Here is an 11714-nt window from a genome sequence, read left to right on the forward strand (position 1 = left end):
ACCCCAATTTTCCCCGGGGGACAATGGCAACTATGAACGATAACTTATCACCCCACAAAACGGCGGTTTATTTTCCGATTATTTCGGGTTTTATTGCCCTAATTTTCTGCGGTTTTTTTATCCTGGCTGGTTCTGCCCAAGAAAGCCCGACTTATGAAGCGATGCCGGGAGGCGATATCCCCCGTAAAGAAGACCCCCAACCCAAGTTCCATCGCCGCTCTGACCCGCCCCCCGAACCGCCACGGCGATCGCGATCGGGGGGGTGGATCTTCGCTGCCATTTTGCTGTCGGGCGGGGGCATCGGCGGCGGGTATTTATTCCGTATTAACCGGGAGCTACAACTCAAAAATCGACAGCTCGAAAGTCGCATTTTTCAGAGTCAAAAAGAGTTGACGGAGGCCAATTCTAAACTCAAAACCAACCTGGTCAAACTCAAAAAATGTGGTCGGCGGTTGAAGTGGGAAATCGTCGAACGCAAGCGGGCGGAGGCGGCCCTGAAAGCCGCCAACCAAGAGCGGGAACTCCTCGAAGAACTCAGCCAAATTGCCAAAGTCCGGCAGATGGACGATCGCGTGAAGCTCGAAACCCACAAAATCGCCCTGGAAAAGGCGAACGAACGGCTGCAACGGGAAATTCAAGAGCGCCGCAAAGCGGAAGAGGCCGCGGCGGCGGCTAACCGCGCCAAAAGTCTGTTTCTCGCCAACATGAATCACGAACTGCGGACGCCGCTCAACGCCATTTTGGGGTTCGCCCAACTGATGTCCCGCGACCCGGAAATTTCCCGGCAAAATCGGGAATATCTCGACATCATCTGCCGGAGCGGCGAACATTTGCTGACCCTGATCAACGACGTTTTGGAAGTCTCCAAAATCGAGGCGGGGGTGATTTCCCTCAACCCCGTCGCCTTTGACCTCTACGCCCTCCTCAACTCCCTCGAACAACTGTTTCAACTGAAGGCGAAATCCGCCGGATTGGTGCTGCGGGTGCGGCGGGATTCCGACCTGCCCCGATACCTGAAAGCGGACGAAGGCAAACTGCGGCAAATTTTGATCAATTTACTCGGAAATGCGATCAAATTTACCGAAGCCGGGACCGTCACCCTGCGGGTCGCCGCCGGGACGGGGGACGCGCTCTATTGCGAAGTGGAGGACACCGGACCGGGGATCGCCCCCGAAGACTTCGACCGCCTGTTCGAGCCCTTTTCCCAGACGGAAACCGGGCGGCGATCGGGGCAGGGCACGGGTTTGGGCCTGTCCATCGGCCGCCGGTACGTCGAACTGATGGGGGGGGAAATGACGGTCCGCAGCCAGTTGGGGCGGGGGACGACGTTCGCGTTTCACGTCCGGTTTGCCCCGGTATCGGCCGACGAGATCCGGGCGACTGCGCCGATCCCCCGGCCCGTCGCCCTGGCTCCCGGCCAGCCCGCCTACCGCATCCTCGTGGTCGAGGACGAGCGGGAAAATCGCCTGCTGTTGCAGAAATTGCTGACCCTGATCGGGTTCGAGGTGCGGACGGCGGAAAATGGCCGGGACGGGGTGCTCGAATGGCGGCGTTGGCAGCCCCATTTGATTTTGATGGACATCCGGATGCCGGTGACGGACGGCTGCGAAGCCGCCCGGCAAATTCGAGGCCTGGAGAAGAAACGGCAGAAACGGCGGCGGACCCCCATCGTCGCGTTCACTTCCAACGCCCTGGAGGAGGAGCGATCGGCGATTTTGGCGGCCGGGTGCGACGATTTCATCAGCAAGCCATTTCGGGAAGACATTTTGTTGGAAAAGATGAGAGAATATCTGGGGTCCGAGGATATCTACGAAAGGGTCTGCCCTGCCGCGATTCAGTCCCAGTTCGCGCAGCAGGAGCCGACGCGGACAGATCTGAACGTGATGCCGAAAGATTGGGTTGCTCAACTCCACCAGGCCGCCAGGGGCGCCGACGACGAACTGATGCTCAATTTGATCCGCCAGATTCCGGAAACTGAGCGTCGGCTGGCGAATTCCCTGACCGAATTGGTCCTGAATTTTCGCTGCGATCGCATCATGAGTTTGTCGGAAACCCGAGCTCCCGTTCGGGACTGAGTTCCCCGACTTTCCGCCCGTCGCAACTTAAAATCGATCGCCTATAATTGACCCGAGCCCTTTTACTTTTTCCATCCCTCGCCCTTTCTTATCCCACCCATCTGTCAATTTCTATGAACAATAGTTTGACCGCTTTTCCCCCTGCCAATATTCTGGTGGTTGACGACACGCCGAACAACCTCCGCTTTCTCTCTAATACCCTGAAACAGCAGGGGTACAAGGTGCGGGGTGTCGTGGATGGGAAAATGGCTTTGATCGTCGCCAAAACAGCCCTGCCCGACATCATTTTGCTGGATATAAAAATGCCGAATATGGACGGTTACGAGGTCTGCGAACACCTGAAAGCCGCCCCGGAAACCCGGGAAATTCCGGTGATTTTTTTGAGCGCGCTCAATCAGGCGGCGGACAAGGTGAAGGCGTTTGCGGTGGGGGGCGTGGATTATATCGGCAAACCGTTTCAGGTGGAAGAAGTGCTGGCCCGGGTCAAAAATCAACTCAATTTACTCGCGGCGCGATCGCAGATTGTCCGCCTCAACGAAGAACTCGAATTGCGCGTCAAAGAGCGCACCTCCCAACTCGAGGAGAGCAATCGAAAGTTGCAACAAGAAGTTCTGGAACGGCAGCACGCCCAGCAAAAATTGCTGTTCATGGCTTGGCACGACCACCTGACGGGGCTGGCGAATCGGGCGCTGTTCATGACCAGGCTCAACCAATCCCTCGCCCGGGTCAAACGGGAATCGAACTATCAGTTTGCGATGTTATTCTTGGATTTAAACCGCTTCCGGGTGATCAACAATTCCTTGGGACACCTGATGGGAGACGAACTCCTGGTCGCGATCGCCAAACGGTTGGGTCCCTGCGTCAAATCCTCCCACCTGCTGGCCCGGTTGGGGGGGGACGAATTCACGATTTTATTGGAGGAAATCGATAACCTCGACGAGGCGATCGCCCTGGCGGAACGGATTCAAAAAAAACTCGACATTTCATTTAAAATTGCCGGCCAGTACGAGGTATTTATCAATGCCAGCATCGGCATCGTTTTGGCGAATGACACCTACGACAAACCCGAACAGATTTTGCGGGACGCGGATACGGCGATGTATTGGGCGAAGGACTCCGACCGCCGCACCTGCTACCAAGTCTTCGACCAGACCATGCACGCCAAAGCCCTGACCCGACTCCAGGTCGAAACGGACCTGCGGCTGGCGATCGAAAATCAGGGGTTGATGCTGTACTACCAGCCCATCGTCTCTCTGAAAACCGGGAAGCTGGCCGGTTTCGAGGCCCTCGTCCGCTGGCGACACCCCACCCGGGGGGTGATTTCCCCCGGCCATTTCATTCCGGTGGCCGAGGAGACGGGGCTGATCGTCCCGATGGGACTGTGGGTGTTGCGGGAAGCCTGCCGCCAACTGCGGGAGTGGCAGCGACAGCGGCTCGGGGCCGACGACACCCTGACGTTGAGCGTCAATTTGTCCGTGAAGCAGTTTTCCCAACCGCAACTGGTGGAAACCGTCGATCGCATCCTCGCGGAAACGGAACTCGACGGCTCTCACCTGAAGTTGGAAATCACCGAAAGCGCCATCGTGGACAACGCCGAAATCGCGATCGCCATCCTCGAACAGCTCAAAGCTCGCCAGGTGCAGTTGAGCATCGATGACTTCGGGACCGGCTATTCGTCCCTGAGCTACTTACAACAGTTCCCCGTGGACACGCTGAAAATCGACCGCGCCTTCGTCAGCCGCATCGGACGCACCGACGAAGATCTGAAAATTCTCCGGGCGATCGTCACCCTCGCCCACTCTCTCGGGATGCGGGCGATCGCGGAGGGCATCGAAACTCCCCAACAACTGGCCCATCTCCAGAAATTGGGATGTGAATTCGGCCAGGGATACTTTTTCGCCCGCCCCCTTGACATCGAATCCGCCAAGGAACTCATCGCCGCCCAACCCTGTTGGTATAGCAACGGACTCCAACGGTTAGGACATTGCGATCTGTAGAAACGGAGTCAGTCGTCGGAAGATCTGTCCTAACCGCCTTGGCGGTTGCTATAACTGATGCGGCGGCGCGGAGCGACTCAACTGGAGGTATCTACGGTTTCGCTCTCGCCGTCCTCATTTCTCCCCTCGTAGCCCGTCTGGGCGACGATCGAGCTCTCATTTCTGACTCGATTCAAGGACGACGATTGGGCAGATTCGACCGCGCCAAAATCAGCAGACAATAACAATCCACAGCTCGTAGAGGCGACCAGCCCGAGCATGACAGCAATTTTTTTCATCTTAGATGTACCCTGATTCGGAATCCGCCCGAGTTGGGATGGGGTCGGGCAACCCAAAATGGGTGATTGCAATCACCCACTCCGAAGCAAAAGATCGGCGTTTCAAAGGATTGACCGGGAAGCATTCCCGAATCACAAATATCCGACAAATTTTTGCTTCGACCTACTTTTATATCTTCGGACAAACTGACGGATTTGGGGAGCGGGTTTTAACCCATCAGGACCTTCATCCGTCATGGGTATTACCACCGACAATCGCGGCGAACCGGCGTCAAATTTCGGAAAATTGTCGCGAAAATAAGGTTGAGAAACGGTCACATTGTCAATCGTAGAAATTGAGGGTGCGATCGCGCATTTGAACCGGTTCCAACTCTATTCCAGCTTACCGCAATACCCGGGTGTCCGACCAGGAAGCTGCCAAAACTTTCGGCACCGAAACCCGAGTGCGGACTCCCACGCCGTGATCGTCCCGATCTCCATCTCACTTAGGATGTAAGAGAACGGGAGGCGATCCGAAGCGCGATCGCTGCGGATTTTGGCCCGCTCCCGTTGGGGTATTCAAGATTGACAGGATTTTCGCTCGGTTCCGATCGCTCATCTGGGGAGGCTCTACACATGGGTTTGAAGGCTCTATTTCGTCGGCGACCGCACGACGCGCCCAAACTGTCCCTGCGCCTGGTTTTGGTCGTCCCCTTCTTCGTGCAAATTATTATGGCGGTGGGATTGACGGGGTGGCTCTCCTTTCGCAACGGCTCCCGCGCCGTCAACGACTTGGCCACCCAGTTGCAGGGGGAAGTGAGCGATCGCATCCGCCAGGAACTCGACACCTACCTGGAAACCCCCCACCTCGTCAACCAGATCAACGTCGATGCGGTACGCCTGGGGTTGATCTCCCTGGACAATCTCCCCCAACTCGAGCGCTACCTGTGGACCCAGATGCAGCAGTTCCAAACCGCCAGCTACATCGGCATCGGCACCGAAACGGGGGTTTACATCGGCGCCAACCGCTACGACGACGGCTCCATCGAATTTGACATCCTCGCGGACAGCACCGGCGGCAATTTGGAAAAGTGGCTGGCGGACGCCGGGGGAAACCGCACCGAGTTGGTCAGCGTCCGGGACAACTACGACCCCCGAATCCGGCCGTGGTATCGAGCGGGGGTGGAGGCGGGGGAACCCGTCTGGAGTGAAATCTACGCCTATTTCGGCTCCAAGGCCCTGGTGATTTCCGCCAACCAACCCATTTTCGACGGGGACGGCAATTTGCTGGGGGTGGCGAGCACGGATTTGACGTTGGAGCGAATCAGCGAATTTCTCAGCACCCTGGAAATCGGCAAAACCGGACAGACATTCATCATGGAACGCAACGGTTTGCTGGTGGCGACTTCGACCCTGGAAGAAACCTTCGAGAACGAGGACGAAACCCGGGCGACACCCAGAATTCGGGCGGTGAACAGCAGCAATTCCCTCACCCAGGCGACGGCTCAATATTTGAGCGATCGCTTCCAAGATCTTGGCGAAATTGACGGCCGAGAACAGTTGATTTTTCGCCTCGACGGACGGCGGGAATTTTTGCAGGTGACTCCCATTACCGACCCCCGGGGGATTGATTGGTTGATTGTGGTGGTGGTTCCGGAGGCGGATTTTATGGAGCGGATTAATGCCAACACCCGCACGACGATTGTATTATGTTTGGTGGCGCTGGTGCTGGCGACGATGTTCGGAGTGTTCACGGCAAGACGGATCGCTCAACCCATTTTACGCCTCAGTGAAGCCTCCGGTGCGATCGCCCGGGGTGCAAGAAATGCCACCGCCAGCGGGGAACTCGACCAGCGGGTTGAGGAGGAGAGCATCGAAGAATTGGGGATTTTGGCACAATCATTTAATACGATGGTGCAGCAGTTGCGGGAATCGTTTATTGCCCTGGAAAAAACTAACCGGGAATTGGAACAACGGGTTGAAGAACGGACGGCGGCTTTGCGTCAGGAGAAGGAGCGATCGGAGCATCTGCTGTTGAATGTATTGCCCAAACCGATCGCGGACCAGTTGAAACGGGACCAAAAAGCGATCGCCTCGGCTATTGAAGAAGTGACGATTTTATTCGCGGATATCGTCGGATTCACCCCCCTCTCGGCACGGATGCCGCCCATCGAATTGGTGAGTTTGCTCAACGAAATGTTTTCCATTTTCGACCATCTGGCGGAAAAGCACGGTCTGGAGAAAATCAAAACCATCGGCGATGCCTACATGGTGGTGGGGGGTTTGCCTTTGCCCCAGGACAACCACGCAGAAGCGATCGCGGATATGGCATTAGAAATGCAGGCGGCGATGAAGCAGTTCCAGAGCGACGATTTACCCGGTTCTGAATCCTTCCAAATTCGCATCGGCATCAACACCGGATCGGTGGTGGCGGGGGTAATTGGAATCAAAAAGTTTATTTATGATTTATGGGGAGATGCCGTTAATATTGCTTCTCGCATGGAATCATCGGGGGCGCCCGGTTCCATCCAAGTCACGGAGGAAACCTATCGGCGCCTGCGGGAAAAGTATGTATTTAAAAAACGGGGAGAAATCCCCGTCAAAGGAAAGGGAGAAATGACGACCTATTGGCTGCTCGGAAAAAATCCCCAATTGTAGGGGCGCAAGGCTTGCGCCCTCAAAGCTCGGAAAAAATCCCCAATTGTAGGGGCGCAAAACTTGCGCCCTCAAAGCCGAAATTTTCACCGCAGAGGCGCGGAGGGCGCAGAGGAAAATCAACTGTAGAGCAATATTATATGGCGGCACACTTTCTCATGGTGTTATAGTACGTCAAATCCGAGCAGAAGTCAACCCCAAATCCACAAAAATTTCCCCACCCGCAAACCCCCCGTTGTTGGGTTTGAGTCCCCGCCGGTCCGAGGGTGCGATCGCATTTTTGAAATCGCCGAAATCCTTGTCAGGCAGAAGATACAGCCTTTTCAAGGTGACACCACTCTCCAGCCTTCGCATAAAAAATGATCGCTTCTCCGATAGCTATGTAGCGGCAAGCAAGCCACCCCCAGAGTGGAAACGGCGAGTCGCCCAATTTCTGCAACCCACAACATGGAGTGCAATATGTGGAACTGGCTGAAAAAATTGTGGAAAAAAGCCAAAAAGTTAATGGAAACTATCTTTCAGGCGTTCATCGAATGGGTACTCACCTTGATTGAAGTCTTTTATCTGGCTTACCTCACCTCTGTCATTCTGACCTACTTTGCCGTCGCTTATCTGCTGTACTTCCTATTCTACATTCTCGACGGCGAAGCGGTGGTCGAAATGTGGGAACCCCAAGGAGAATCCGTCATCAGCAAACTCGAAAAAGCACCCAGCAACGTCGTCAAACCCAACCGCAAAGAAGCGACCGTGCTGAAAGCAGTTCGCAATTAAAGGCAAAGAGTCTGATCTCCCCAAATTGAATTGTAAACAGGACGTAAAACCATGCCAAGGCCCAATCAGAATCACACCCATCAAACCCACAACCGTCCCACGGTTTTCCTGACCATGACGCTAGAACCCAACCCGTCACGGGACAACAAAATCAAACAGATTGAATTGATTGGCGTTCCCGGAGAAATGCAAGGGGGGCAGTACATCGTCAGCGACACAACCTACAGCTTTATGGACGCAAACATCAGCCGTCCCATCTTTAGCAAGAGTCGTCGGATGTCCCATCTGAATTGGCAAAAGCTGAAAATTTGGCTGGTGGATTCAACGAATGACAACGGCAGTTTTGACTATCAAATTCCCACCGTTGACCATCGGGACTTTGAGATCAAATCGAACAGTCCAGAATCCGCTCTCAAGGGGATCTATGTCCTGGATAACGAGTTGCAGGGTTTGGAATATCGTCACTGGCAGCAAACGGCGCGATCGCTCTTTCAACCCCTGTTCAAAAACTTCGTTCCTCCCCCCCAATTCCCACTGTTTAGCCTCGATAAAAGTCCACTTTACGCCTGGACAGAATCGATGGAAGCGCAGTTAGATCCCTATGCAAAAATGAAGCGATCGCTCTTTTTCGATCACCTGATCATCCAAGTCGATTGACTCTCATCCCAACGCTCTAATCTCCCCCTTTTTTAGCATATCGATTGGATGATTCGGTCAATTTTTCAGAACTGGCTAAACAGTTCGAGGGCGTTTCGGGGCGGGATATCAAAAAGGCGGTTCTGAATGCGGTGGTGGGTGCGGCGAGCACGGAACAGCCGGACTCCGAGAAACGGGTGCATCAGTTCCATTTTATGGAGGCAATGGAGGAGGTGATTGCTGGTAACAAGGCGGCGGCAAAAGAAGAGATTAAGTTGATGCCTGCGACGGAAAATGTCGAGATTCCCCCGCCACCAGATGCCTAAAAATTCCCCAACCGAAAGTCCCGCCTTGAAATGAATTTCAAGGCTCACAGCAGAAGTCCACTTAAGTGGACTGACTCGATTGGATGGTTCTTTAATCCTCTTGAGAGGATTTTCGCTATGAGCTGGGGAATTGATTCCCCAGCGGTTTCTTCCTCCCCAGAGCCATATTATATGGCGGCACATTTTCTCATGGTGTTATAGTCTGTCAAATCCCGAAAAAAGTCAAGCTCAAATTCACAAAAATTTACCCGCCCACAAACCCCCCCGTTGTTGGGCTTTAGCCCCCCCCGCCGCCCGCGCCCAACCCAACCCCGCATAAAAAACCCGTGCCAGAATCGATAGAACAGCAGACGCCCAAAACAACCCCCGAAAACGAGGAATTATGAAACAATTCTTTGAACCCCTTCGCCGCTTTTGGCGGCGGCTGCGGGAAACCCCGCCCATTGCCCAACCCAAACCACCCCAGGAAGTATTGCCGATGAACGAAGAGAACCAACAGAGACTCGCCTTTCTGCAAGCCTTGCTGCAAGCCGAAATCAATGGAGGCGCCGAGGATGTTTATCAGGAATTGGATAAACGGGGTGGACGGCTTGACCCCCACTTGGCTGATGCGGCGAAAACCTTTCTTCAACAAGTCCGCACGGCAGAAAATCAGGAGTTAGAAGAAGGCGTCGTCGGACTGATTGAAAACATCGCCATTCGTCTTCAGGACTATCCCCGAGGTCGCCGAGAACAGAATGTCGCCATTGCCATTCAACTCTATCGGTTGGTCCTCGACGCCCGACCCCAAGATCGCCTCCCGGACAAGTGGGCACAAACCCAAAACAACCTGGGGACTGCCTACTCAAACCTCCCCACGGGCGATCGCGCGGCCAACCTGCAACGGGCGATCGACTGCTACCAAGCGGCCCTCACCGTCAGGAAACCCGACACCGCCCCCCTACAATGGGCCACGACCCAAAACAACCTGGGGACTGCCTACTCTGACCTCCCCACGGGCGATCGCGCGGCCAACCTGCAAGACGCGATCGACTGCTACCAAGCGGCCCTCACCGTCTGGAAACCGGAACTTTTCCCCTTAGATTGCCTGACAACCGCCCGCAATTGGGCGAACCTGGAATTTAATCAAGGGCATTGGCAAGATGCCTTAAAGCAGTATCAGGTTGCCATTGAAGCCATTGAACTCTCCCGGCGTTCCGCCCTCAGCGAAGACCGTCGCCAGCAGATTGTCGCCGAATCGATTTATATTTACGAAAACGCCATCCAAGCCGCCATCAACCTCGACGACATCCCCACCGCCCTGGAAATCGTCGAACGGGTGAGGGCGAAACGCCTGGTAGACTTGATGGCAACCGCCGACCTCTACGCCGACGGCAACATTCCCCCCCAGGTGCAGGAGTGGCTGCAACAACTCGATCGCCTCGACGACCAAATCACCCAAAAACGCCAGGAATTTAAAGACAACTCCGGGGAAACCCAAGACAACTCCGGGGACACCCAAGACGACTCCGGGGAAACCCAACCCGACAAACTCAAAACCCGCCAACTCCGCGCCGCCACCACCGTCTCCGCTGACATTGCCGAAATCGAAGGCCAAAAACAAGTCATCCTCGACCAACTCGGCAACGTTGATGAAGTCGTCGCCAAACTGCGGCAAGTTCAACCCCCGAAACTCTCAGATTTTCTACCCCTGCTATCGGAAAAAACGGCAATTCTCAACTTTTATACCACCGACAACGATACCCATATTTTCATCCTCCGTTCGGGAGAGTCCCAACCCCGTTGTTTCACCTGCAAAGGACAGGGCTACAACACCCTACAACAGTGGTTGCGAAAAATGTGGGTTGCCCCCTATGCCGGGTTTGGCATCACCGAAGCAGACGAAAAAAAACACCAGGAAAAACGCAAACAACGCAAGCAACAGTGGAAGCGGCGAATGCCCAAAGTGCTGGCGGTTCTCTCCCGCCGCCTGGAACTGAACCGCCTGATAAAAGAACACCTGCAAGACATCGAAGAATTAGTCATCGTTCCCCATCTGTTCCTGCATCAAATCCCCTTCGCCGCCCTACCCATCCATCTCCCCTCGCCCACTGGGAGAGGGGTTGGGGGTGAGGGCTATCTCGGCGATAAATTCCTCATCCGATACGCCCCCAGCCTGCAAGTGCTCGGCTTCTGCCACAAACGCGGCAACATCTCCGACACCAATTATGGCACTGCAGAAAACGCCACCGACGACCTGCCCTTCAGCGGCTTTGAGGGGGCAAAAGTCGCCGAATTCTTCAAAATCGACCCCCAACGGCGTCTCATCGGTTCGGCGGCTACCCGCCAAAACTACCGGAAATTACTCCAACAAGTTAACCGCCTGGTGAGCACCCACCACGCCCAAAGTCGCTTCGACAATTCTCAAGAGTCGGGATTACTACTCAGCGACGGCACCATCAGCGTCAGCAAACTGTTTTCTCCCGGTTGGCGTTTCCCGCAACTGGAGGAAGTGTTTCTCTCCTGTTGCGAAACGAACCTATTTTTTCCCGGTAGTTTAGTTGATGAACCGGTGGCATTGAGTACGGGATTTCTCTGTGCGGGGGCGCGGGGTGCCATAGCCAGTCAGTGGGCAATTTACGACTGTTCGGCGGCGCTGTTATCGATTCTCTATCACGAACAGCGGGGGGAGGGATTAAACCGGGTTCAGGCGTTGCAAGCGGCACAGCAAAAAATGCGGCGGATGACGGCGGCGGAGTTTAAGAAGCGGTATAAAAAGCCGGTGGAAAATCATCTGAAAGCCGAGGAAAATCGAGTCCTCAATAATTCCAAAGCCCTCACCCGTGTCGGGGATGCGAAAAAACTGGTTAAAAAGTATGCCAAGGACAAAGGTTGTCCGTTTGAGCATCCGGTGCATTGGGGGGCGTTGGGCTGTTACGGTTTGGGGTTGCTCCCCCTAAATCCCCCTTAAAAAGGGGGACTTTGAAGAGGGTTGGGGTTGCTCCCCCTAAATCCCCC

The 11714-nt window shown here is 54.9% G+C and carries 9 protein-coding genes; 7 read left to right on the plus strand and 2 right to left on the minus strand.

The window, feature by feature from the left end; translation table 11 throughout:
* The first annotated feature begins 32 nt into the window (after nt 1–32).
* Both LKE08_RS06175 and LKE08_RS06180 read left to right on the plus strand, forming a co-directional pair.
* Nucleotides 33–2075, plus strand: coding sequence for an ATP-binding protein (locus LKE08_RS06175; RefSeq protein WP_324703327.1), 2043 nt, complete (start codon nt 33–35; stop codon nt 2073–2075).
* Nucleotides 2076–2188: 113 nt separating this feature from the next.
* Nucleotides 2189–4072, plus strand: coding sequence for an EAL domain-containing protein (locus LKE08_RS06180; RefSeq protein WP_324703328.1), 1884 nt, complete (start codon nt 2189–2191; stop codon nt 4070–4072).
* Nucleotides 4073–4149: 77 nt separating this feature from the next.
* Here the strand turns inward: LKE08_RS06180 and LKE08_RS06185 are convergent, their stop codons facing one another.
* Nucleotides 4150–4350, minus strand: coding sequence for a hypothetical protein (locus LKE08_RS06185; RefSeq protein ID WP_324703329.1), 201 nt, complete (start codon nt 4348–4350; stop codon nt 4150–4152).
* A gap of 615 nt (nt 4351–4965) precedes the next feature.
* Here LKE08_RS06185 and LKE08_RS06190 point away from each other — a divergent pair.
* Complete coding sequence (locus tag LKE08_RS06190) at nt 4966–6987, plus strand: adenylate/guanylate cyclase domain-containing protein (RefSeq protein WP_324703336.1); 2022 nt, start codon at nt 4966–4968, stop codon at nt 6985–6987.
* A 171-nt stretch (nt 6988–7158) separates the two neighbouring features.
* Here LKE08_RS06190 and LKE08_RS06195 read toward each other — a convergent pair whose 3' ends face one another.
* A complete protein-coding gene (locus LKE08_RS06195) occupies nt 7159–7338 on the minus strand; it encodes a hypothetical protein (protein ID WP_324703330.1) in 180 nt (59 codons plus the stop codon).
* 105 nt (nt 7339–7443) lie between these two features.
* Between LKE08_RS06195 and LKE08_RS06200 the strand changes: the two genes are divergently transcribed.
* The 4 genes from LKE08_RS06200 (at nt 7444) to LKE08_RS06215 (ending at nt 11667) form a co-directional block, all read left to right on the plus strand.
* On the plus strand, nt 7444–7755 hold the full coding sequence (locus LKE08_RS06200; RefSeq protein ID WP_324703331.1) for a hypothetical protein: 312 nt from the start codon (nt 7444–7446) through the stop codon (nt 7753–7755).
* 51 nt (nt 7756–7806) lie between these two features.
* Nucleotides 7807–8412: a hypothetical protein gene (locus tag LKE08_RS06205; RefSeq protein ID WP_324703332.1), complete on the plus strand. Its 606-nt coding sequence runs from the start codon at nt 7807–7809 to the stop codon at nt 8410–8412.
* Between the two features lie 44 nt (nt 8413–8456).
* Complete coding sequence (locus tag LKE08_RS06210; RefSeq protein WP_324703333.1) at nt 8457–8717, plus strand: hypothetical protein; 261 nt, start codon at nt 8457–8459, stop codon at nt 8715–8717.
* Between the two features lie 382 nt (nt 8718–9099).
* Nucleotides 9100–11667: a CHAT domain-containing tetratricopeptide repeat protein gene (locus LKE08_RS06215; protein ID WP_324703334.1), complete on the plus strand. Its 2568-nt coding sequence runs from the start codon at nt 9100–9102 to the stop codon at nt 11665–11667.
* The last annotated feature ends 47 nt before the right edge of the window (nt 11668–11714 follow it).

The organism is Lyngbya sp. CCY1209 (assembly GCF_035615495.1).
Taxonomy (GTDB): Bacteria; Cyanobacteriota; Cyanobacteriia; order Cyanobacteriales; family Microcoleaceae; genus Limnospira.